The organism is Mesorhizobium sp. P160187, assembly GCF_057766425.1.
In genome coordinates this window covers 1,807,051-1,830,086 of the sequence record NZ_JBYMDX010000003.1, presented here as the reverse complement: position 1 = coordinate 1,830,086, position 23,036 = coordinate 1,807,051, and the positions used below count along the sequence as shown (strand labels likewise).

The 23,036-nt window shown below is 63.6% G+C and carries 21 protein-coding genes and 2 pseudogenes; 15 read left to right on the top strand and 8 right to left on the bottom strand.

What is annotated here, in order from left to right; genetic code table 11:
• Window positions 1-519: 519 nt before the first annotated feature.
• From AC3CCE_RS12250 to AC3CCE_RS12240, 3 genes are all read left to right on the top strand, one after another.
• The gene (locus tag AC3CCE_RS12250; protein WP_352626670.1) at window positions 520-3,711 is read left to right on the top strand and encodes an amino acid permease; all 3,192 of its coding nucleotides are present in this window, start codon (window positions 520-522) and stop codon (window positions 3,709-3,711) included.
• Window positions 3,712-3,946: 235 nt separating this feature from the next.
• Window positions 3,947-5,614, top strand: coding sequence for an FAD-dependent oxidoreductase (locus AC3CCE_RS12245; RefSeq protein ID WP_352626672.1), 1,668 nt, complete (start codon window positions 3,947-3,949; stop codon window positions 5,612-5,614).
• On the top strand, window positions 5,614-5,919 hold the full coding sequence (locus AC3CCE_RS12240) for a UBP-type zinc finger domain-containing protein (protein ID WP_023698083.1): 306 nt from the start codon (window positions 5,614-5,616) through the stop codon (window positions 5,917-5,919). The genes AC3CCE_RS12245 and AC3CCE_RS12240 overlap by 1 nt, the downstream gene beginning before the upstream one ends.
• A gap of 39 nt (window positions 5,920-5,958) precedes the next feature.
• On the opposite strand, the gene AC3CCE_RS12235 is transcribed toward AC3CCE_RS12240, so the two are convergent.
• The 6 genes from AC3CCE_RS12235 to AC3CCE_RS12210 all read right to left on the bottom strand — a co-directional run bounded on the left by AC3CCE_RS12235 (window position 5,959) and on the right by AC3CCE_RS12210 (window position 11,553).
• Complete coding sequence (locus AC3CCE_RS12235) at window positions 5,959-6,150, bottom strand: hypothetical protein (protein ID WP_352626674.1); 192 nt, start codon at window positions 6,148-6,150, stop codon at window positions 5,959-5,961.
• 132 nt (window positions 6,151-6,282) lie between these two features.
• On the bottom strand, window positions 6,283-7,464 hold the full coding sequence (locus tag AC3CCE_RS12230; RefSeq protein WP_352626676.1) for a trans-sulfuration enzyme family protein: 1,182 nt from the start codon (window positions 7,462-7,464) through the stop codon (window positions 6,283-6,285).
• Window positions 7,461-8,894 carry a pyridoxal-phosphate dependent enzyme gene (locus tag AC3CCE_RS12225; protein ID WP_352626678.1) on the bottom strand — a complete coding sequence of 478 codons (1,434 nt, stop codon included), beginning with the start codon at window positions 8,892-8,894 and terminating at the stop codon, window positions 7,461-7,463. Before AC3CCE_RS12225 ends, AC3CCE_RS12230 begins: the two co-directional genes overlap by 4 nt.
• A gap of 227 nt (window positions 8,895-9,121) precedes the next feature.
• Window positions 9,122-10,489 (bottom strand): FAD/NAD(P)-binding protein, encoded by a 1,368-nt coding sequence (locus AC3CCE_RS12220; protein ID WP_023672083.1) that lies wholly within the window; start codon window positions 10,487-10,489, stop codon window positions 9,122-9,124.
• 16 nt (window positions 10,490-10,505) lie between these two features.
• Entirely contained in the window at window positions 10,506-10,982 is a 477-nt protein-coding gene (locus tag AC3CCE_RS12215; protein ID WP_023672084.1) for an RrF2 family transcriptional regulator, read from the bottom strand.
• A 409-nt stretch (window positions 10,983-11,391) separates the two neighbouring features.
• Complete coding sequence (locus tag AC3CCE_RS12210; protein ID WP_023706948.1) at window positions 11,392-11,553, bottom strand: hypothetical protein; 162 nt, start codon at window positions 11,551-11,553, stop codon at window positions 11,392-11,394.
• A gap of 232 nt (window positions 11,554-11,785) precedes the next feature.
• Here AC3CCE_RS12210 and tauA point away from each other — a divergent pair, with 232 nt between their 5' ends.
• The 4 genes from tauA to AC3CCE_RS12190 all read left to right on the top strand — a co-directional run bounded on the left by tauA (window position 11,786) and on the right by AC3CCE_RS12190 (window position 14,872).
• A complete protein-coding gene (gene tauA, locus AC3CCE_RS12205; RefSeq protein WP_023672086.1) occupies window positions 11,786-12,799 on the top strand; it encodes a taurine ABC transporter substrate-binding protein in 1,014 nt (337 codons plus the stop codon).
• A 161-nt stretch (window positions 12,800-12,960) separates the two neighbouring features.
• Window positions 12,961-13,752: a taurine ABC transporter ATP-binding protein gene (locus AC3CCE_RS12200; RefSeq protein WP_023672087.1), complete on the top strand. Its 792-nt coding sequence runs from the start codon at window positions 12,961-12,963 to the stop codon at window positions 13,750-13,752.
• The gene (locus AC3CCE_RS12195; protein WP_023672088.1) at window positions 13,749-14,609 is read left to right on the top strand and encodes an ABC transporter permease subunit; all 861 of its coding nucleotides are present in this window, start codon (window positions 13,749-13,751) and stop codon (window positions 14,607-14,609) included. Before AC3CCE_RS12200 ends, AC3CCE_RS12195 begins: the two co-directional genes overlap by 4 nt.
• An 80-nt stretch (window positions 14,610-14,689) precedes the next feature.
• Complete coding sequence (locus tag AC3CCE_RS12190) at window positions 14,690-14,872, top strand: hypothetical protein (RefSeq protein WP_023672089.1); 183 nt, start codon at window positions 14,690-14,692, stop codon at window positions 14,870-14,872.
• Window positions 14,873-15,008: 136 nt separating this feature from the next.
• Here the strand turns inward: AC3CCE_RS12190 and AC3CCE_RS12185 are convergent.
• A pseudogene (locus AC3CCE_RS12185) lies at window positions 15,009-15,279 on the bottom strand (GIY-YIG nuclease family protein).
• 283 nt (window positions 15,280-15,562) lie between these two features.
• Between AC3CCE_RS12185 and AC3CCE_RS12180 the strand changes: the two are divergent.
• From AC3CCE_RS12180 to AC3CCE_RS12165, 4 genes and pseudogenes are all read left to right on the top strand, one after another.
• Complete coding sequence (locus tag AC3CCE_RS12180; protein ID WP_023672091.1) at window positions 15,563-16,516, top strand: sulfonate ABC transporter substrate-binding protein; 954 nt, start codon at window positions 15,563-15,565, stop codon at window positions 16,514-16,516.
• Window positions 16,517-16,616: 100 nt separating this feature from the next.
• Window positions 16,617-17,303, top strand: a pseudogene (locus AC3CCE_RS12175) (LLM class flavin-dependent oxidoreductase); the annotation flags it as partial.
• A complete protein-coding gene (locus AC3CCE_RS12170) occupies window positions 17,300-18,076 on the top strand; it encodes an ABC transporter permease subunit (RefSeq protein WP_023672093.1) in 777 nt (258 codons plus the stop codon). The pseudogene AC3CCE_RS12175 and the gene AC3CCE_RS12170, both read left to right, overlap by 4 nt.
• 7 nt (window positions 18,077-18,083) lie before the next feature.
• On the top strand, window positions 18,084-18,887 hold the full coding sequence (locus AC3CCE_RS12165; RefSeq protein ID WP_023672094.1) for an ATP-binding cassette domain-containing protein: 804 nt from the start codon (window positions 18,084-18,086) through the stop codon (window positions 18,885-18,887).
• Window positions 18,888-19,208: 321 nt separating this feature from the next.
• On the opposite strand, the gene AC3CCE_RS12160 is transcribed toward AC3CCE_RS12165, so the two are convergent.
• A complete protein-coding gene (locus AC3CCE_RS12160) occupies window positions 19,209-19,394 on the bottom strand; it encodes a hypothetical protein (protein ID WP_023686050.1) in 186 nt (61 codons plus the stop codon).
• A gap of 310 nt (window positions 19,395-19,704) precedes the next feature.
• On the opposite strand from AC3CCE_RS12160, the gene AC3CCE_RS12155 reads away from it, so the two are divergent.
• From AC3CCE_RS12155 to AC3CCE_RS12140, 4 genes are all read left to right on the top strand, one after another.
• A complete protein-coding gene (locus AC3CCE_RS12155) occupies window positions 19,705-20,064 on the top strand; it encodes a septal ring lytic transglycosylase RlpA family protein (protein WP_023710327.1) in 360 nt (119 codons plus the stop codon).
• 252 nt (window positions 20,065-20,316) lie between these two features.
• Entirely contained in the window at window positions 20,317-21,594 is a 1,278-nt protein-coding gene (locus AC3CCE_RS12150) for a polyhydroxyalkanoate depolymerase (RefSeq protein WP_023805853.1), read from the top strand.
• A 192-nt stretch (window positions 21,595-21,786) separates the two neighbouring features.
• A complete protein-coding gene (locus tag AC3CCE_RS12145; protein WP_023672098.1) occupies window positions 21,787-22,404 on the top strand; it encodes a transglutaminase-like cysteine peptidase in 618 nt (205 codons plus the stop codon).
• 343 nt (window positions 22,405-22,747) lie between these two features.
• A complete protein-coding gene (locus tag AC3CCE_RS12140) occupies window positions 22,748-22,954 on the top strand; it encodes a hypothetical protein (protein ID WP_023710325.1) in 207 nt (68 codons plus the stop codon).
• Window positions 22,955-23,036: the final 82 nt, after the last annotated feature.

The following is a 23,036-nucleotide window of genomic DNA, read 5'->3' as shown; positions in this document are numbered from 1 at the left end:
CGCCGCGCCCAGCGTGGTCGGCGCGCTGTTTGCCCTGCAACGCGGGGCTATGCTGCATGCTCGCACAAGTTAGCTCCAACTTGAGGCACGGCGTGAAGTCTCGGTGCTTGCCCCCACGATGGCGAGGTACGAAGTCAAAAGCGGTCAATGTGCTTAGCGATCTACAGTCGACTTCAGCCGCCGTTTCGAATGATGGCGCCCCGCAATCAGGAGATTTGTCGATAATAATCGATATTAGGCTGTATCCGCGACTATCCCTCATAGTGGGCGATTAGATAAAATTGATATGATATCCCAGATCGGAGGAGATCGATCCATTCGGGCCGGCATCAGCATGATTGACCCGCAGCTACCGCAAGTTGACAGCGATCATCGGGCGGATCTGGTTTGGTACGAAGTCTTAATACGTCTCACCTAAGGTCCAACTTTGACTTCGGGAGCGCGACGTTCGACAGACATATCTCCGCAGGTTACATTCGCCAGTCAGACAGCGCTCCGCACTCGAATGGATGTCTCTGAATGCCGGGCCTCACGCCTTCACGACCGCACCCGAGAACCTTGGGATGGATGGGGACGACAGCGCTCGCCATGGGTGGCAGCAATCAAAGCCTGTTTCTGATTGCCGCCCTTTTTGTCGGCCAGGGGAATATTCCCGGTCAAGGAAGCGCCGCGGTTCCTTTGCTCGTTGTTGGTCTGCTTCTAAGCTGGGCCGCCGCACCGGCGTGGACCGAATTGGTTCTCATGTGGCCAAACCGCGTCGGCGGTATCTCCGCAGCGTGCGCCGAAGCCTTCCGACCTTACAGTCCCGTTCTCTCGGCTCTGACGGGCACCTGCTATTGGTGGGGTTGGGTGCCGACCTGCGGACTGACAGCGGTTCTTTCAGCGTCTGCAATCCAGCAATGGTACCTGCCGGGCCTCCCCGTGGAGGCGGTCGCCTGCGGGCTAATCGCATTCTTTACGACGGTGAACCTGTGTGGAATCAAGTGGGTGGTCCAACTGGCGATCCCGATCGCCACGGCCTCCGCGACGCTTGCGTTTCTCTCATCCCTCGTACCGGTCATCAGTGGCTCGGTCGACTGGCGGCAGGCGACGGATTTTGCCCTGACCAGCCCGTTTACCGGCCTGTTCGGCGACATCACGTCGGTGATGGCGGGACTGTATCTGATCGGGTTTGCCGCACCGGCATTTGAGGCTGCAGCCTGCCATGTTGGCGAAACCATCGATCCCAACCGCAACATTCCTCTGGCGATGTGGGCCAGCGCCGCAATGGCGGGCGTCTATTTCCTGGTCCTGCCGGTTGTCTGGCTGGGTGTGCTCGGACCGGAGCCGCTCGGCACCGACCTCGCCATAGCTCTCGGGCCCACCTTTGCGCCCTTGTTGGGGAGTTTCGGCAAGGCGGCCGCCATCTGGCTCATCATGCTGAACATGTTCCATGGAACGTTGCAGCCATTGGCAGGCGCCGCGCGGACCCTTGCGCAGCTGAGCGAAGACGGCCTGCTGCCGAGCTTCCTGGCCAGGCGCACCTCAACAGATTGTCCCTGGGCGGCAACGCTGCTCACAGCTGCTGCGGCAATCGGCTTCATGCTGTGCGGGTATCCGCTCTGGATGATCGCCGCGGCCAATTTTACGTACCTGATCAGCATCTGCATGCCAAACATCGCAGTCTGGCTCTTGCGCCGTGACAGTCCCGAAGCCGAGCGACCCTTCCGGGCTCCCAGGGGAACGATCATCCTTGGCGTAGGCGCGGCTGCAATATGGCTGTTGACCGCCATACTGGGATTTCAGCAATTTGGCCTTCCTACCGTCCTGTTCGGTCTGGCTTTGGCATATTCGGGTGCTGCGCTCTACGCTTGGCGCGCTATGGAGGATCGATACGCACTCGGTCTACCCTTGCTGCCACATACGCTTCACCTAAAGCTTACCGGAGCCATGCTTTTTGTGCTCGTGCTTGACGGTGCCGGCTATTTCCTGGCGATCGGCAGCGTTCCCCAAGGCGACACTTCATTGGTCGCCGCGCTGGAGGACATTTTTGTCGTTGTCGCGCTGCTGACCATCAGCGTTGGCCTGATCTTGCCGGGAATGATCACCCATTCCGCGACCGAGGTGAGCAACGCGGCAAAGCGTCTGACATCCGGAACGCTGAAGGATTTCTCTCTCGCCATGGTCGCCCTGGGGCGGGGAGACCTCGCTGCGGCGCATGCCTCCGTGAATATCATGCCGGTTACGGTAAACTCTCGTGACGAACTTGGAGAGATGGCCGAAAGCTTCAACCTGCTCCAGGACAAGGTGAGGGAAGCCGCCCACGGCTTGGACGACGCGCGCGAGAACATGAACGTAGCGCGCACCGAACTGATGGCACGGCACGAGGAAATCGCGCATCTCGCGCACCACGATCCGCTTACCGGCCTGGCGAACCGAGCCGCGCTTGCAGCACACCTGGCCACGACGCTCGAGCGTGCAAAAGCAACGCACGCCAGCTTTGCCGTCTTCAGCATCGACCTTGACCATTTTAAAGAGGCGAACGACGTTTTCGGGCACGCCGCCGGCGACGATCTGCTTTGCACCATCTCCCGGCGTCTCCAAACCGCGGCGCCTGAGGCGTTTATCGCGCGCATGGGCGGCGACGAGTTCACGGTTGTCCTGGCCATGGATGACCGGTCCGCGAGTGCCAAGGATGTTGCGGACCGTCTGTTCGAATCGGCGGCAGGCAAATTCGAAATCCGGGGCCAGCACATTTCGATTGGGGTGAGCATCGGGGCGGCGATCTATCCGAAAGACGGAGAGAATGCCGCGGCGCTGATGGCAAATGCCGACGCAGCGCTCTACCGGGCCAAGGCGGACGGTCGCCGAATGGTGCAATTCTTCGATCCTGAGATGGATAAGCGGCTAAGAGAGCGCTACGCCTTGCAGCGAGATTTGCGCTCTGCGGTCGGCCATGGCGAACTTGTGCTTCATTATCAGCCGCAAGCCAGGATGGACGGCGAAATCTTTGGTTTCGAGGCACTCGCCCGATGGCACCATCCAAAGCATGGGCTCATCTCCCCAAACGCGTTTGTCTCGCTTGCCGAACAGGATGGCACGATCGTTGAGATAGGTGAATGGACGCTCAGGCAGGCGTGCAGAGACGCGGCCTCCTGGCCCTCACCGCTGCAGATCGCCGTCAACCTCTCTCCCGTGCAATTCCGTTTCGGGGACCTGGTAGGCCTCGTTCATTCTATCCTCTACGAGACCGGCCTTGCTCCGGGGCGGCTGGAACTGGAAATCACGGAAGGGGTTCTCATCCGCGACCGGGCAACTGCCTTGTCGGTTTTGCGGAGGTTGAAGGCGTTGGGCGTCAGGGTCTCGATGGATGATTTTGGCACCGGGTATGCCTCGCTGTCCTCGTTGCAGGCGTTTCCCTTCGACAAGATCAAGATCGATCGCAGTTTTGTTTCGGGTGTCGGCTCGAATGTCCAATCGGCCGCCATCGTGCGCACGATACTCAGCCTGGGGAATGCGCTGGCCTTGCCTGTCATCGCGGAGGGTGTCGAAACAGAGGACGAGCGTGCCTTCCTGATGAAGGAAGGATGTCCCGAAATCCAAGGATATCTGGTGGGGCGCCCGCATCCGATAGCGCTCTACAAAGATGCGACGAATGGGATTTCGCCAGGATCTGCCTTCGGGGAGCCCGAGGATACCACCGCACCTCAGGCGCTTGGCGTAACGCGATAGCCGCGGCGCCGTCCGTCGGCGCGCTGCTCTTGCAGCATACTGGTGAGCGAGGACTGCCGACGGTACTGCTCGGGCTCGCCCTTATAAAGGTCGCACTGGTCGGCGCGCTGTTTGCCTTGGAGCGCGGGGCCATGCGAAGCATCCGAACCAGCTGGCGCGGGAGCCACCTCCCCTTCCGGCCAGTCCTCCAACAAACCACTTCAAACCCGGCCGTCTCGGCGCTACGTTCGCACCTATGGCCCCACCCACCCAGCCGATCACCGTCACCCGCCGCGACCAGATGTTTCCCATCCTGGGCGACGCCGATATCGAGCGCATGCGCCGGTTCGGCGAGGCGAGTTCCTATGCCGCCGGCGAGCACATCGTCACCGCCGGCACTGTGGCGCCGGGGCTGATCGTCATCCTGTCGGGCACGGCCGATATCACCCAGGATGTCAGGCCCGGCCGGCGCGAGACCATCGTCACCCATGGCCCAGGCAATTTCATCGGCGAGCTGGCGCAGCTTTCCAGCCGGCCGTCGCTGGTCAATGCGGAGGCGGCCGAGCCGGTCGAGGCCTTCGTCATCCCCTCGCAGCGGCTGCGCGACCTGATGGTGCAGGAGGCAAGCCTTGGCGAGCGGATCATGCGGGCGCTGATCCTGCGCCGCGTCGGGCTTCTGGAAAGCGGCTCGAGCGGGCCGGTCGTCATCGGCCCGGCCGGCAATGGCGACACGCTGCGGCTGCAGGGATTTCTGCGCCGCAGCGGCCAGCCGCACCGCGCGCTCGATTCCGACAGCGACCCGTCCGCCAAGACGCTGATTGAGCATTTTCATGTTGACCCGCACCATCTGCCGATCGTGCTCTGCCCCAACGGCAAGCTGATGCACAATCCCGGCGAAACCGAACTTGCCCGCTGCATCGGCCTGCTGCGGCCGATCGATCCCGACATGGTCTATGACGTCGCCATTGTCGGCGCCGGGCCGGCGGGGCTGGCGGCCGCGGTCTATGCGGCATCCGAAGGGCTGTCGACCATCGTGCTCGATTGCCGCGCCTTCGGCGGCCAGGCCGGCGCCTCCGCGCGCATCGAGAACTATCTGGGTTTCCCCACCGGCATTTCCGGCATGGCGCTGATGGCGCGCGCCTACAACCAGGCGCAGAAATTCGGCGTCGAAATAGTCATCCCCGACGAGGCCAAGCTGCTCGGTGCAGCAGGCGAGGGCTACACGCTTACCGTCGGCGACGGTGAAAGCCTGCGCGCACGCACGGTGGTGATCGCCAGCGGCGCCCGCTACCGCCGCCTCGACATCGCCAAGCTGGCCGAGTTCGAGGGCACGTCGGTGCATTACTGGGCCTCGCCGATCGAAGCGCGGCTATGCACAGGGCAAGAAGTGGCGCTGGTCGGCGCCGGCAATTCGGCGGGGCAGGCGGCGGTCTATCTCGCCAGCCAGGTGCGCAAGGTGACGATGCTGGCGCGCCGCGGCGGCCTCAGGGAAACCATGTCGCGCTATCTGGTCGAGCGTATCGAGGCGCAACCCAACATCGAGGTGCTTGGCGAGACCGAGATCGAGGCGCTGGAAGGCGAAGGCGGCAATCTCACCCAGTTGCGTTGGCGCAACCCCGGCGGCGTCGAGATGCGGCCGATCCAGCATCTCTTCCTGTTCATCGGCGCCGACCCCAACACCGATTGGCTGGCTGGGTGCGATATCGCGCTCGACGCCAGGGGTTTCGTGCGCACCGGCGCCGACATAGGGGCGGGCCAGATGGAGACCAGCCGCAGCGGCGTGTTCGCCATCGGCGACGTGCGCGCAGGCTCGGTCAAGCGGGTCGCCGCCGCCGTCGGCGAAGGCGCCCAGGTGGTGGCTGCCTTGCACGCCTATCTCGCGCGACCCAACGCAGCAGCGCCCGAACTGGCCAGGAGAGCATAATGGATGAATGCAAACACACGCGCGACATCAAGACGGTGACGCCGAGCGCGCTCGGCTGCGAGGAGTGCCTGAAGAGCGGCTCCATGTGGGTGCATCTCAGGCTCTGCCGCACCTGCGGCCATGTCGGCTGCTGCGACGACTCGCCCAACCGCCACGCCACCAAGCATTTCCACGCCACCAAGCATCCGGTCATCGAAGGCTACGACCCGCCGGAAGGCTGGGCCTGGTGCTTTGTCGACGAGGCGTTCATCGACCTGGAAGGCGACGTGACGCCGCAGAACGGCCCGATCCCGAAGTTTTTCTGAGGCGGCCGTTCCCGGGCAGGCAAGCCGACGGCCGTGCCGCTATTTCACCGAGCCAGTAACCGTGCGGTCGAGGGCGTCGGGACTGTGGTCGTTGCCGGCAAGTGCGGCAATGATCAGAAGACTGGCGACGACCGGGACGAACAGGATGGCCACGCGGGCCTGCACATAAAAGATGCCTCGCCATTCGCTGCGCTTTTCCGGGCTGTTGTCCATCACACTCACTCTCGCCATGCCTCCCCGAGGCGGGACATAGCGGCGAAGGGTTAAGCAAAGGCTGCTGAATGTGTTAACGCGCGGCGGATTGGGATTTAATCTCGACGGTCAGCGCCGCCCCTCATTGTCATCGGTACGCATCCGGTACGCCTACCCCCGCAGCGCCTGCTCCAGATCGGCGATCAGATCATCGCCATCCTCTATCCCCGCCGACAACCGCACCAGCGAATCCGAAATGCCGATTTCCGCGCGCTTTTCCGCCGGGATCGAGCCGTGCGTCATCAGCGCCGGGTGTTCGATCAGGCTTTCGACGCCGCCGAGGCTTTCAGCCAGCGTGAACAGTTGCGTCCGTTCGAGGAAGCGTTTGGTGCCGGCGAGGTCGCGGTCGAGGTCGACCGAGATCATGCCGCCGAAGGCATGCATCTGTTGGACGGCGATGGCGTGCTGCGGATGGCTGGCCAGGCCGGGATAGACGACGCGGCGCACATCTTTTCGCGCCTCCAGCCACTGCGCAATCTTCAGGCCGTTCGTGGAATGCCGCTCCATCCTGAGCGCCAGTGTCTTGATGCCGCGCAGCGCGAGAAAACTGTCGAAGGGACTGGAGATGGCTCCGATGGCGTTCTGCAGGAATTTCAGCTGGGCGGCGAGGTCCTTGTTGTCACCGATGATGGCGACGCCGCCGACCATGTCGGAATGGCCGTTGAGATATTTCGTCGTCGAGTGGACGACGATGTCGATGCCGAGTTCCAGCGGCCTCTGGATGTAGGGGCTGCAGAACGTGTTGTCGGCGACCGTCAATACGCCCTTGCGCCTGGCGAGTGCCGCAACGCCTTCGAGGTCGACGATGCGCAGGAGCGGATTGGTGGGCGTTTCGACCCAGAGCAGTTTCGTCTCCGGACGGATAGCGGCTTCGACAGCGGCGAGGTCGGTAAAATCGACGAAGGAGACCTGCAGATTGGCCGAGCGCTTGCGCACCCGCTCCATCAGCCGGAACGAGCCGCCATAGATGTCGTCGGTGGCGACGATATGCGTGCCGCTGTCGAGCAATTCCAGCACCGTCGAGATCGCCGCCAGGCCGGAAGCAAAGGCAAAGGCGGCCGAGCCGCTTTCGAGATCGGCCACCGCGCGCTCGAAGGCGAAGCGGGTCGGGTTCTGGCTGCGGGCGTACTCAAACCCCTTGTGCACGCCGGGCGACTGCTGGCCATAGGTCGAGGTCGCGTAGATCGGCACCATCACCGCGCCGGTCAGCGGGTCATGGCTCTGGCCGCCATGGATGGTGCGCGTGGAAAAAGCCAGGCGGTTCTTGCCCGATGGGGGTGTTTCAGCAGTCATCGTGCGCGCCTCAAATGGTTGATCAGGTCGATACGGGTTATCAGGCCGACGAACTCGTCGCCATCGAAGATGATGGCGACCTCGTTGCGGTCGAACACCGGCAGCAGCGCATCCAGCGTCTGGCTGGCCTGCAGCGTGTGCAGATTGGAGGTCATGGCGGTGCGCACCGGGGCGTTGAAGCGGTCCCAGCGGCCGTCATAGGGGCCGTCGACCTTGGCCAATATATCGCCCTCATCGATAATGCCGACCAGCTTGCCGTTGTCCAGCACCGGCAGCTGCGAGACATCGGAGCGGCGCATGCGGCCATAGGCGTTGAGCAGGCTTTCGTCGGGGCCGACATAAACGGTGTCGCCGGTGCGGTGCGAGCGCATGACGAGGTCGCGCAGATCGCCATGCTGTTCCTGTTCGGCCAGCCCCTGCTCGGCCAGCCAGAAATCGTCGAACACCTTCGACAGGTACTTGTTGCCGCTGTCGCAGACGAAGGTGACGACGCGTTTTGCTGTCGTCTGCTCGCGGCAATAGCGCAGCGCGGCCGACAGCAGCGTGCCGGAAGACGAGCCGGCGAGAATGCCTTCCTTCGAAAGCAGGTCCCGCACGGCCAGCATGCTCTGCTTGTCTGGGATGGAATAGGCTTTCCTGACCAGCGACAGATCGGCATTGGGCGGCACGAAATCCTCGCCGATGCCTTCGACTGTCCAGCTGCCGGCCTCTTCCATCTTGCCGGTCTTGATCAGCGGCGCCAGCACCGATCCGACGGGATCGGCCAGCACCATTTCGGTCTTCGGCGACGTTCTGGCGAAGTAGCGGCCAAGCCCGGTCAGCGTGCCGCCGGAGCCAACGCCGACGACCACGGCGTCGAGGTCGCCATCGAGCTGGGCAAGGATTTCCGGTCCGGTGGTGGTCTCATGCGCCTCAGGGTTGGCCGAGTTGGCGAACTGGTTGGCGTAGAAGGCGCCGGGCGTTTCCGATGCGATCTTCTCGGCCATGTCCTGGTAATATTCGGCATGGCCCTTGCCGACATCGGAGCGGGTCATGCGCACTTCGGCGCCGAGCGCGCGCAGATGCTGGATCTTTTCGCGCGACATCTTGTCGGGCACGACGAGGATGATGCGGTAGCCCTTGGGGATGCCGACCTGGGCGAGGCCGAGGCCGGTATTCCCGGCGGTCGCCTCGACGATGGTGCCGCCGCGCTTCAGCTTGCCTTCCTTCTCGGCCGCGGCAATCATCGACAGCGCAATGCGGTCCTTGATCGAACCGCCGGGATTCTGGCTTTCGAGCTTGATGAACAGCCGGCACTTGCCGGTGTCGAATTTGGTCAGTTCGACCACCGGCGTCTGGCCGATGAGGTCGAGCACCGAGGCGTAGGGCGGACGCAGGCGGGATAACGCGCCGTCCGAACGGCCTGGCGCAGCTTTTCTGTGCTCGCTCATGTCGATGTGCTCCCTTGAACAAGCGACCGCCTCGGGGGCAGAGCGGCAGCGTAGCTTCTTTTCCGGCCGTTTGCAGTCGGAAAGAAGGTAGATCGTGCCAATCAACCGGCGAGAGGGGGAATGGAATTCCAGTTTGACGCCGGCTTTGGACTCAAGCCAAACACCCTCCGTAGCCATCCTTCCCACCCCCCTCTGAGGGGCGTGCTATCCCGCCGACGTCAACAGCTTTACCCTAGCAGCTGCTTGCTCAGCCTAGCGCATTGCACGCGGATGTCGGGGATGGCGTCGATCTCGAAGAAGGTGCCGCGGGTCAGCGGCCCGACGGCGAGGATCTTGGCCGATGCGGTGCCGTCGCCGGCGATGATTTCGCACTTGGCCGTTACATCGAGGCCAAGCCGCAGCGGGTCGGGCCGCGCCAGGCCGCGGTCGACCAGCGAGCGCACGACGCTGTTCGACGTCGTCGAGATGTCGCGGGCGATGCCGGTGCAATCATAGATGCGGGCGACCTGCAGCGTTTCCAGCGCCTTTGTGTGGCGAGACTGGATGCCGACGGTGAATCCATCGCCAGCCTCGATGCCGACGACACGGCCGGCGACCGGGCGGATGCGGCCGGTGCGCACCGCTTCGGTGACGCGGGCATGCACCTCGGGCGCCAGCCGATGGCGATGGATGTCCCACCAGGCCTTGGTGTGCTCAACGAAGCGGCGCTTGGCCGAGGACGGCCAGTTCTGCCAGATCTTCTGATTGAAGGGTCGCAGCCCATCGACGACGTCGCGCCAGTCGATGCCGGCCTTCTGGTTTTCGCGGATCAGGTCGCGGAACCAGCCGACGAAATAGGAGAGCTGCGTGCCGAGCGGAATGTCGGCGACGTCGAGCTTGATCGGGTTGCCCTTGCGGTGCGGCGACGGCAGCAGCCCGCGCCGCGATACGGCGACGATCTCGCCGCGATGGCCGCGCTGCTCGAGCGACAGGAAGGCATCGACCATGCTGAGCCCGGTGCCCAGCACCAGCACGCGGGCTTCAGGATCGAGCGCGGTGTCGGCCTCGGTGCCCATGCGGATGGCATGACCTTGGCCGGCGCCGGGCTGCTCGTCGTGGCCGGTGGCAAGCACCGCCAGATGCGCGACGACGCTGGTGCCGTTGGCCAGCACCACTTCGACACCGGACGATGTCGGCGAGATCGACAGGCTTTCCTCGCGAATCAGCCTGAGACGGCCGGTTTCCTTTTCGCGCGCTTCGAGTTCGTCGAGCACTTCCTTGAGGTAGCGGGCATAGACGCTGCGCGGTGCATAGAAGGGTGTCTGCGGCGTCTGTTCCTGGCTTATCAGGCCGCGCCCCTGCAACCAGCGCCAGAAATTCAGGGGATCGTCGGCATAGGCGCTCATCCCCGCGGCGCTGACATTCAGCACGTGCGCCGATAAGAGCGTCGAATAGGCGATGCCCTGGCCGAAATGCGGACGCTTTTCGATCAGCGTGACGCGAAGGTCCGGGTTGGGCGACTTCAGCAGATGCGCGGCAAGCACGACGCCGCTGGCGCCGCCGCCGACGATGATGATCGAGCTGCGGATGATCGAATTGGCGCGCGCGACGCTCATGCGAGCACGCTCAGGATCAGGCGGGGACCTTTTGCGCCGGCGCAAGCTCGTCGATGTCCCTCGCGACCGGAAGGTCGTCGAGGACGATGTCGCGCATCTCGGCCAGCGTGCGCTGGTCGAGCACCTCGGCGATCGCCTGCCGGACCTCGAGCATCAGATGTCGGACTTGGCATGTCGCCTCATTGCAGTCTTCACAGCGCTGATACTGGGTGCGGCTGGCGCAGGGGATGGGCGCCAGCGGTCCGTCGAGGACGCGCACGACATGGCCGACCTTGATCTCGTCGGCCGGGCGCGCCAGGCGATAGCCGCCATCCTTGCCCTTGCGGCTCTGGACGAAACCGGCATTGCGCAATTCGCCCAGAATGGCGTCGAGGAATTTCTTCGGGATGTTGTTGCCGCTGGCGATGTCGCCGACGAAGGCGAGCTGTCCCACCGGCAGATGCGCCAGATGGACCAGCGCCTTGAGGCCGTACTTGCCTTTTTTGGTGAGCATAGACCGAATGTTTCTCTGTCAGGCGATGGCCCAAACCATCGGTTGCGAAACGCCTGACGTGCCTCCCCGCCGCGTGCAAGCTGCTTCGACACATAAATTCTACTGACATGATATACAAGCCGAGAAACCTTTGCTTCGTTTTCACGCCGCAGGGGCCACTTTAGCAAGGCTTTGTGCCGTTACGGTCACAGCCAGCCGCGAGCGATTGCGGCGATGAACGGCGGCTCCTGCTCCCAATGTCGATAAGATTACTATACTTACCCTCGAACACGCGGAACGTGTTTTCAAATCAACCGTCTTTTACAGCATGGATTTGCGCCATTTGGGGCTTTGCCGGGAATTTTGGGTCGCAGCCCGCGGATCGGCGAACATGACTCCCGACAACTCGGGCGCCGCCCTGCGCCCGATATCAGGACGCCGCCTTGCCGCTCTGAGACCGGGCGGCCTTGGCGGCCACCGGCACGCCGCTTGACCGCAGCATCCAGCGGTGGCCGTCGCTGCGGAAGTCGGTGAGGCTCAACGGCTCGACATCGATCCTGCGGCAGGCCGCAAGCGGCGCGCCGAGCACCAAATCAGGCCTCTTCCGTAGCGAGGGTTGGCAGGACCACCAACTCTTCAGCACCTTTGGGGCGCCGTTTGCGTTTGTGCACGGTCCGACACGGGCCGGTCACCGCGCCCGCATCAGCCGTTGGTTTTTTTCTAACAAGTGCTTTTTCCTTGGAACGATTTAACTCTACAAGAATGATAGAATTAGCTGACTATGAACAGGCATCCGGTTTTTCTCATTTTTCATGGAGCCTTTCATGTCCAGCATTTCGCGACGCATTGTCCTCCTGTCGTCGGCAGCTTTGGCGGGTGCGGCCTTCCTCGGCCCGGCCCAGGCGCAGGACCTCAACATCACCATTGGCTACCAAACGGTGGTCGAACCTTCGAAAGTAGCACAGGCCGACGGCGCCTATGAAAAGGCGACCAAGGCAACGATCGACTGGCGTAAGTTCGATTCCGGTGCCGATGTCATCGCCGCCGTCGCATCCGGTTCGGTCGATATCGGCTATGTCGGCTCGAGTCCGCTGGCCGCGGCCGCCAGCCGCGAACTGCCGATCCAGACCATCTTTGTCGTCGGCCTGATCGGCCAGTCCGAGGCGCTGGTCGCCCGCAATGGATCCGGCATCGAGAAGATCGCCGACCTCGCCGGCAAGAAGGTGGCGGTGCCGTTCGTGTCGACCACGCATTACAGCCTGCTTGCCGCGCTGAAGCACGAAAACGTCGACCCGAAGTCGGTCGAAATCCTTAATCTCAGGCCACCGGAAATAGCCGCCGCCTTCGCCCGCGGCGACATAGACGCGGCCTATGTCTGGGATCCGGCGCTCGGCCAGATCAAGACGACAGGCAAGGTGGTGCTGGATTCCTCGCAGGTTGCCGCCTGGGGCGCGCCGACCTTCGACGCCTGGATCGTGCGCACCGACTTCGCCGAAAAGAACCCGGACGCCGTGCGCGATTTCGTCAAGGTGACCGGCGAATCCTATGCCCAGTTCCTGGCCAAGCCCGAGGCATGGTCGGTTTCGTCGCCGGAAGCGGCCAAGATCGCCAAGATCACCGGCGCCAAACTGGAAGAGGTGCCGCAGCTCCTCAAGGGTTACGTCTTCCCGACATTGGAGGAGCAGGCTTCCGACAAATTCCTCGGCGGCGGCACGGTCAAGGCGATGGAGGCAGCTTCGGCCTTCCTCAAGGAGCAGGGCAAGATCGACGCCGTGCTGCCCGACTATTCGAAATACGTGTCGTCGAAATACGTGACCGAGGCTCTGGCCTCGAACTGATCTTCAGTTTTACGCAATTCCGGACGGAAAACCGCTTCACACTTTTCCTGGAATTGCTCTGAACACGCGCGGTTTCCTCTTCCCTGACGCCGCGTGCTGCCTGTCCCGGATCCGCTTAACGAGGGCCGGGGCAGGCTGATTTTCTTCCGGAGCCCCTTTTCATGCCGCATCTCGTACTCGACCCGCATCTCGTACTCGACAAGGCCTCGGTTCACTATGACGGCCAAGCAGCGCCGGCGGTCGACCGAGTTTCCATCGATGTCGCCAAGGGCGATTTCGTCGTGCTGGTCGGCCGCTCCGGCTGCGGCAAGACCTCGCTGCTCAATGTCGCCGCCGGCCTGGTCGAACCCGCGCGCGGGGTCGCCACGATCGGCGGCAGACCGATCACCGGCCCAGGCTCCGACCGGGCGGTCGTGTTCCAGAACGATGCGCTGTTTCCCTGGCTGACGGCTCGTGAAAACGTCGGCTTTGCGCTCAGGCTGCGCGGCGTGCCGCAAGCCGAGCGGGCGCGCCGCGCCGACCAGTTGCTGGCGCTGGTCAAGCTTGACGGCGTCGGCGACAAACGCATCTGGGAATTGTCCGGCGGCATGCGCCAGCGCGTCGGCCTCGCCCGAGCGCTCGCGGCCGAGCCGGAATTCCTGCTGCTCGACGAACCGCTCGGCGCACTCGATGCGCTGACGCGCGAGCGCATGCAGACGACGCTGCTCGACCTGTGGACCGCAAGCCGGGTCGGCGTGCTGATGGTCACGCATGGCATCGAGGAGGCGCTGGTGCTGGCCACAAGCATCGTCGTTTTGGCGCCCGGACCGGGCCGCGTGGTGCGGACATTCGAGACCGGTTTCAGCCGGCGCTATGCCGCAGGCGAGCCGATCCGCACCATCAAGGCCGATCCGGCCTTTGCCGCGGCGCGCGGCGAGCTGACCGATGCGATCTTCGAAGGAGAGGTGGCATGAGCGTCACCTCCTACAGCGAGCGGCCGGCCACCGGGACCGGCGAGGCCGATGCCATTTCGGTGCCGTGGTCGCGGCCGGTGCGGAAGCGGCGCGGGGTTTCCTCGCGGGCGATCAGCGCCGTCACCATCCTGGTCGTGCTGGCGGCATGGGCGCTGTCTGCGCGCCTGCAACTGGTGTCGCCGGTGTTCCTGCCGTCGCCCGCCGCCGTGTGGACCAAGTTCATCGTGGTGATCAAGGACGGCTTCGTCGACGCGACTTTGCTGCAGCATATCGTCGCCAGCCTCGGCCGCGTGTTCGCGGCGCTGCTCGCGGCCATCGTCATCGGCGTTCCGGTTGGGCTGGCTATCGGCATTTCGACGGTCGGGCGCGGCATCTTCGATCCCTTGCTCGAATTTTTGCGGCCGATCCCGCCGCTCGCCTATCTGCCGCTGGTCATCATCTGGTTCGGCATCGGCGAGCCGTCAAAGATCCTGGTGATCGCCATTGCCATGCTGGCGCCGGTGGCGCTGTCGACGGCCTCGGGCGTGCGCGGTGTCTCAAAGGAGCGCATCGATGCGGCGCGTTCGCTTGGTGCGACGCAGCGCCAAGTGGTGCGCCATGTCATCCTGCCCAGCGCGCTGCCGTCGATCCTCACCGGCCTGCGCATCGCGCTCGGCGCCGGCTGGTCGACGCTGGTTGCAGCCGAGCTGGTGGCGGCAACGCGCGGCCTCGGCTTCATGATCCAGTCGGCCGCCCAGTTCCTGGTCACCGATGTCGTGGTGATGGGAATAGTGGTGATCGCGACAATAGCCTTCGTGCTGGAATTCATCATCCGCCGAATCGAGCGTCAGCTGGTTCCGTGGGCGGGAAAGGAATGACAACAAGTTCTGCCGGTTTGACCGGCTGCTTCCCTTCGCAGCACGGCGACCGCCGACCCCGGAACAGAAGGAGTGATGTCATGACCCAGTCCACCGCGGTGCTGTTCGCCCATCTCGGCAACTGGCTGCTCGCCTGGCGGGAGAACTCGTCGTCGCAGCCGCAGCCGAAATCGCCGGCCCCCGTGCAACTCGACGCCGAACGCGACCGCCTGCCGCCGCGCGACGAGGGATTTTACTGGGCCTGGCAGTATTGGTCGCAGTGAGGTGATGGAGATTAGCGCCAGCCTTCGCGATTTCGTCATCCTAGGGCGAAGCAAGGAGCGAAGCGACGCGGCGCAGACCCTAGGATCCATGCCGAGACGCTGATGCTACGCTCCAGGGGAGCAACAAACCGGGCGCCTACCACCCGGTTCCGCGAAACAGCTCAAACCACTCCGGATTGGCCTTCTCTATCAGTTCGATCTTCCACTGTCTCGGCCATCGCTTCAGCGACTTCTCGCGTTGAATGGCATCGGTGATGTCGAAGAATTCCTCATACCAGACCAGCCGTTGAACACCATAGCGGCTGGTGAAGCCTGCGCCCTGGCCGGATTTGTGTTCAGGCATGCGTGATGCCGATGTAGATCGTGCCGCGTTTTTGGCTTGCAGTCATGTAGACGTCGCCGGTCATGGTTTCAGGGTATCGAGCCTCGGTTCGCGCACAAGCGACATTCTGATCCGTTCCACTCTACGGCAAACGTCACGGCATGGATCCTAGGGTCTGCGCCGCGTCGCTTCGCTCCTTGCTTCGCCCTAGGATGACGAGTGCTGGGTTCTGAAGAAAATATTTCCACGTCAAGCAGCCAACTCGCAAAATCGTTTCTCTACTAAATTTATAGACCTACCTAGCCTTGTCTCTCATCCACGGCAGGGAGCCCTTCCCGGCGCCGGTTCGCAGCGAAGGAAGAGGGATCATGTTCAGCCTGACCAGACGCGTTTTCGGCCTTGGCCTTTTGGCGGCGGGCATTGCTGCCTCGCTCAGTGCCTCGGCGCAAGAGTTGAAGCAGCTCAACATCGGCTATCAGAAGACCGGCCTGCCGGTCATCGCCCGGCAGCAGCAGGTGATCGAGAAGGCGCTGAGCGACAAGGGTGTCGCGGTGAAATGGGTCGAATTCACCGCCGGCCCGCCGTTGGTCGAGGCGCTCAATGTCGGCGCCATCGATGTCGGCTGGACCGGCGACGCACCGCCAATCTTCGGCCAGTCGGCCGGCGCCAACATCGTCTATGCGGCGGCACTGCCGGCCAATGGCGACGGCGAAGCGATCTTCGTCAAGCCGGCATCGCCGATCCAGTCGCTCGCCGGCCTCAAGGGAAAGCGCATCGGCGTCGGCAAAGGCACCAGCGCGCACAATCTGCTGGTCGCGGCACTCGAAAAAGCAAACATCCCCTTCGACCAGATCACCCCGGTCTATCTCAGCCCGGCCGATGCCGCGGCGGCTTTCGCCAGCGACCAGATCGATGCCTGGGCGGTCTGGGATCCGTTCTACGCCATCGCCGAGACACGCTACCAGCCGCGCGTGCTGGCGCGCTCCAGCGAGGTGCTCAAGGTGAACACCTATTTCCTCGCCAACAAGGATTTCGCCAAGGCGCATCCGGAGACGATCACCACGACGATAGCGGCGCTCGGCGTGGCGGCGAAATGGGCGGACGCGAACCGCGACAAGGTTGCCGCGGCGCTGCATGAGGTGACCGGCGTGCCGCTCGATGCACAGACGATCGCGGCCAACCGCACCAAATTCGGCATCTTCCCGATCACCGACGAGATCATCGCCGGCCAGCAGGCGACAGCCGATCGCTTCTACAAGCTCAAGCTGATCCCGAACGCGGTGCGCATCTCCGACGCCGTGTGGACCGCACCGGGCAATTGAACTTTCTTGTGTGGCGCCGGGCGGAAAACGCCCGGCGCCTTTGCCGTTTCAAGCCTCAGGGATTTCGCCTTGACCGCTTCATCAAGCCCGCAAGCCGGCCAAATATTACCGCGTCGACAATGGCCGCCTTGATCTTCTGCCGCAACAGGAGCGGCCGCCGCTCTATTTCGGCGGCTCGTCCGATGCCGGCCAGGAGCTCGCCGCCGATCTCGTCGACATGTACCTGACCTGGGGCGAGCCGCCGGCGCAGGTGGCGGAAAAACTCAGCGCGGCGCGCAACAAGGCTGAACGGCGCGGCCGCAAACTGCGTTTCGGCATCAGGCTGCATTTCATCGTGCGCGAGACCGAGGAAGAGGCCTGGCGCGCCGCCGACCGGCTGATCAGCCACGTCACCGATGCCCAGATCGAAAATGCCCAGGCCCGCTTCACCAAGGAGATGGACTCTGTGGGACAGCGGCGCATGGCCGAACTGCATGGCGGCCGCCGCGACCGGCTGGTGGTGTCACCCAATCTGTGGGCCGGCGTCGGCCTGGTGCGCGGCGGCGCCGGCACCGCGCTGGTCGGCTCGCCGGAGCAGATCGTCGAGCGCATCCGCGAGTATCAGGCGATCGGCATCGACACCATCATCGGCTCTGGGTACCCGCATCTCGAGGAAGCCTACCGTGTCGCCGAGCTTCTGTTCCCGCGTCTCGGCCTGGGCACCAGGCGGGCACGGGCGCATGAGAACATCGCCAATGAATTCGCCGTCGGCTTCCACGGCGCCAACCGCCTGCAGGCCTCGTCGTGAGTTTTGCCCGGCGCGTCAAACAGAACGGCATCGGCTGGCTGCTGCCGGCGCTGGTCATAATTGGCTGGGAAGCCGCCAGCCGCGCCGGCGTGATGCCGGCCAATGTGCTGCCGGCGCCGAGCGCGGTGGCCGAGGCCTTCTGGCGGCTGACGCTGTCGGGCGAGCTGATCGAAAACATCGGCGTCAGCACGCTGCGTGCGCTGGCCGGCTTTGCCATCGGCGGCTCGATCGGCTTTGCACTCGGCCTTGCCAACGGGCTGTCGGCGCTCAGCCGCGGCCTGACCGACACGACGCTGCAGATGATCCGCAACATCCCGCATCTGGCGCTGATCCCGCTGGTCATCCTGTGGTTCGGCATCGACGAGGAAGCAAAACTGTTCCTGGTGGCGCTCGGCGTGTTCTTCCCGATCTACGTCAACACGCTGCTCGGCATCCAGAGCGTCGACCCGCAGCTGGTCGAGATGGGCCGGGTCTACGGCATGGACCGCCGCGCGTTGTTTTTTCAGGTGATCCTGCCCGGCGCGCTGCCGGCGATCTTCGTCGGCCTGCGCTATGCGCTGGGCATCATGTGGCTGACGCTGATCGTTGCCGAAACCATCTCGGCCAGTTCCGGCCTCGGCTACATGGCCATGCAGGCACGCGAATTCCTGCTGATCGATGTGGTCGTGCTGTCGATCCTGATCTATGCGCTGCTCGGCAAGCTTGCCGACAGCTTCGCCCGCCTGCTCGAGCGGCTGTCGCTCGGCTGGCATCCCGCCTTCCAGAACGCCTGAGGGTTCGATGCCAACCGCCAGCCTGACCGCCATCCGTTCCTTCGTCGCCGCGCCGGAACCGTCACGGCCGGAGGAGGCCGTCGAAAGGCAGCGCGCCTTTGCCTTCAAGGGCATGGAAAAGCGCTTTGGCGACAAGGTCGTGCTCGACTGCATCGATCTCGACGTGCCGGTCGGGCAGTTCGTTGCCGTCATCGGCAAGAGCGGCTGCGGCAAGAGCACGCTTTTGCGGCTGCTGGCCGGGCTCGACCGGCCGACGGCAGGATCGCTGACATTCGGGCCGGAAGCCAAGGCCGGCGCTGGCGAAGAGAGCCGCTTCATGTTCCAGGAGCCGCGGCTGTTGCCCTGGGCCAGCGTGGTGAAAAACGTCGAGGTCGGGCTGACCGGGCTTGCCACCGGTGCGGAAGCCAGGCGGCGCGCGCTCGCCATCCTGGGTGAAGTCGGCCTCGCCGACCGCGCCGACGAATGGCCCTCGGTGCTGTCGGGCGGCCAGAAGCAGCGCGTGGCGCTGGCGCGTGCACTGATCGGACAGCCTCGGATCCTGGCGCTCGACGAGCCGCTCGGCGCGCTCGATGCGCTGACCCGCATCGAAATGCAGCAGCTTCTGGAACGTATCTGGCTGGAGCAAAAATTCACCGCCGTGCTGGTGACGCATGACGTCGCCGAGGCGGTTGCGCTCGCCGACCGGGTGGTGGTGATCGACGAGGGCCGCATCGCGCTCGATCTCGACGTGTCGGTGGCGCGGCCGCGCCGGCGTGGTTCGGTCGAGCTTGCCAGGCTGGAGGGCAGGATTCTGGATCAGCTGTTCGGGTAGAGCCTATCGCGGGCAGGGCATTCTATCCGAACCGGATAGATCGGTAACAGAATGGACCGGCAATATGGGGTGGCTGTTTTCTTGCTCGCCGGGTTGGCCCTGTTTGCGACTGCGGGTTTGACCAGCGCCTTCCCCCACTCCGTCACCGCTTCGCGGCGCCACCTCTCCCCCCTCCGGAGGGAGGGGAAGGGAGCCAGGCCGCATAAGTTCGCGCCCCTGCAAGGCTCGCGCCTTTCCTCTCCCCCGTCGATCGGGGGAGAGGTGTCGAGCGAAGCTCGACGGAGTGGGGGTCGATCTGTGGCGGTCGACTTTCGTCGCAACTCACCCCGGCGAACGGCTCGCCCATACCAGCCCGGCGAAACCGACCAGCATGGTCACGATGCCGATATAGAGCCATTGCGACTGGCCGGTCATGAAGCTGCCGCCGACCACGCCAATGCCCTGCAGCGACCACAGCGCGCCAATGGCGAGCACGATCAGCGCCAGCAGATATCTGAACAGTCTCATCGCCAAGATTCCTTTCCGAAGTCGATCGTCACCTGCGCCATGACCGTGATGACAGAGCGAAAGGACGGCGCCCAATCGCGCTCTCTTCTACTTGTACTATAACGTCCTGCCTTGCTCACGGAATCTGTGAAACAGCTCGCAATATCGCCGGCGATACGGCCGCGCCACACGAAAGATGCCTGACAAACTGTTTCTCAGCGACTCCAAACGTGTGCCAGTGCCACGGAACTGCCCGATGCTTGCCGCATTTCCTGCCTTATTCGACACTTAACGGCTGGGGTCTGTCGAAAACGGAGCCAATCCCCCCAACATGAAGAAAACAAACCAGACCGCGCTTGTCGCGGTAACGGTCGCGGCTGGCCTAATGGTCGGTGCGTCCGCCTCCTCCGCCGCCGGCCAGTGCGGCCGCGCCTCCTGGTACGCACTGCATTCCAGGACCGCCAATGGCGAACGCATGAACCCGTCGGCGCTGACCGCCGCGCACCGCAGCCTGCCTTTCGGCACCAAGTTGAAAGTGACCAACCAGAATAATGGCCGCAGCGTCATCGTGCGCATCAACGACCGCGGCCCGTTCATCAAAGGGCGCGTGCTCGATCTGTCCAAGGGCGCCGCCGGCCAACTCGGCTTCATCGGCTCCGGCCATACCTCGGTGTGCATGGCGCGCGTCTAGATCTGTCCAAGTCCGGCCCGATCGGGCCGGACACATCCTGCCCCGTTGTCCAACAGCCTTGCATTTTGCAGTGCACATTGAGCCGGCTGCACCCGCCCAACGCGGTTTCTCAAGGCCTTGGACGAAAGATTGGCATATGTCACGCCACGTGACGTATTGCATCGCAGCAATATCTTGTTAACCTCCGCGCGAGACATTCAAGGCTCGGCGCTGTCCGTCGTCCCTTCGGTCACGGCAGCTGCGGAGTACCTGATGTTCTACCAGCTCTACGAAATGAACCATGCCGCCTTGCAGCCCGCGCGGCTTTATGCCGATGCGGTGCGGCTGTTCTACACCAACCCGCTCAATCCGTTTTCGCATACGCCGTGGGGCCGCTCGGTCGCCGCCACCGCCGAACTGTTCGAGCGCACGACGCGCCGCTACAGCAAGCCGCATTTCGGCCTGAGCAAGACCGTGGTCGACTGGAAGAGCGTCGAGGTCAGCGAAAAGACGGTGTGGTCGAAGCCGTTCTGCAATCTTACCCGCTTCGAGCGGTCGGTGCCCGCCGGGCGAAAGGCCGACCCCAAGCTTCTCATCGTGGCGCCGATGTCGGGCCATTATGCGACGCTGCTGCGCGGCACGGTCGAGGCGATGCTGCCCTATGCCGACGTGCACATCACCGACTGGGTCGATGCCCGCATGGTACCGGTGATTGACGGCCATTTCGACCTCGACGATTATATCGACTACATCATCGACATGCTGCATGCGCTGGGGCCGGACACCCATGTGATGGCGGTGTGCCAGCCTTCGGTGCCGGTGCTGGCAGCGGTGGCGCTGATGGAAAAGCGCGGCGATCCCTTCGTGCCCTCGACCATGACCTTGATGGGCGGGCCGATCGACACCCGCCGCAATCCGACCGCGGTCAATCTTCTGGCCAAGGAAAAGGGCATCGACTGGTTCCGCGACAACGTCATCATGCACGCGCCCTGGCCGGTGCCGGGCTTCGGCCGCGAAGTCTATCCGGGCTTCCTGCAGCTGTCGGGCTTCATGAGCATGAACCTCGACCGGCACATCACCGCCCACAAGGACTTCTTCATGCACCTGGTCAAGCATGACGGCGACAGTGCCGAGAAGCACCGCGATTTCTACGACGAATATCTGGCGGTGATGGACCTGACGGCGGAATTCTATCTGCAGACCGTCGACACGGTGTTCGTGCGCCATGCGCTGCCCAAGGGCGAGATGACGCATCGCGGCGAGGTGGTCGACACCAAGGCGATCCGCAATGTCGCGCTGTTCACGGTCGAAGGCGAGAACGACGACATTTCCGGCCTCGGCCAGACCCAGGCCGCCCACGATCTCTGCCCCAACATCCCGGCTGACCGGCATGCGCATTACATGCAGCCGGCCGTCGGCCACTACGGCGTCTTCAACGGGTCGCGATTCCGCTCGGAAATCGTGCCGCGCATCGTCGATTTCATCACCAGCTACGGCCGCCAGAACCGGGTTGCGGTGAAACCAAGGCTGGTCCGCTCCGCCAAAAGCTGAGGCTCGATCCGGCTGCAGCGTGCATTGCCCACAAAAGCGGGGCGATTTTGCGCGCCACAGGCGTTCTGTTGCACAATAGACGCTGTTGGGCGGGCGCGGGTAACCATGCCGAAGAATCTGGCTCCCCTTATAATTGACACGGAGTGTAAATCCCCTTTAACCTTTCGTTAAGAACAAGGGCGAACGGGGACAATGACTTCCTCACCGATGGCACGGACGCTGCGCTTGTGGGCGGCAGCAGGGCTGGCGATCTCTGCGTGCTGGGCAGTGCCGGCACTTGCAGGCGGCGCCATGGCGACGGGCGGCATGACCTCGCAGCCGATCGGCCACTATGATTTCTGTAAAACCCAGCCCGGCGAATGCTCGATCCGGCCGAGCAACCTCAACCCCGCCGCGATGACCGACGCCTTCATGCGCAAGCTGATCAACGTGACGTCAAGGGTCAACGCCGCCGTCAAGCCGATGAGCGACTACGACATCTATGGCAAGGACGAGGTCTGGGCCTATCCCGACAAGGGCGTCGGCGATTGCGAAGACTATGTGCTGGAAAAGCGCCGCCAGCTCTCGCGCTCTGGCGTGTCGCTGGCCGATCTCTTGATCACCGTCGTGCGCAAGCCGGACGGCGAAGGCCATGCCGTGCTGACGGTGCGCACCGACAAGGGCGACTACGTCCTCGACAATCTGACCGACAAGGTGAAGATCTGGGACGCCACCGGCTATCGCTTCCTCAAGCGGCAGGCCATCGACAACACCGGCCGCTGGGTCTCGATCCGCGGCGGCCAGCAGGTGCTGGTCGGCGCGGTTCAGTAAATAAGGACGATGCATGTGAGAGCGTCGCTGCGAACAGCTTCGTCGGAAGCCCGCGGCTAATAACTTTCACGAGATAACCGCAAGTCGGCGCTGCCCCTCATTGCCCTGCCGGGCATTTCTCCCCGTATAGTGACGGGGAGAAAGATGCTGCCATCGGGGATTTCGCCAATCGTCAACGTTGCAAAATAGTCGCCGGCAGGCGGATGAGGGCAGCGCTGCCCTCGAAATCTTATCTCTCGAAACGCCTCCTCAAAAAATTTCGCTACCTGCGTGAACCAAACCGTCTCCAGCGGCGACACACAGCCGTAACCAGAACCCAACCACCCAAACATGGAGACTTCAAATGACTGCTTTCCTTCGTAATGCCTTCCTCGCCGTTGTTGCGGTGTCTTCCTTGGCCGGATCCGCCATGGCCGATCAGACCGGTTGCGCCAAGACCAACAACTGGGGCAATCGCTGTTGCGAGCTCAACTCGGACTGCCTGGGCGGTGGCCGCGGCGGCGATCATGACAGCACTGGCGGCCGTGGCGGCCAGGCCGGCGCGAAGTAATCGTGCCATATGCCCGCTGGCTATCGGCCGGCGGGCATCGCTTTCAGGAACAGCGCAAGCAAACCTTGCGCCTTGGCATCGC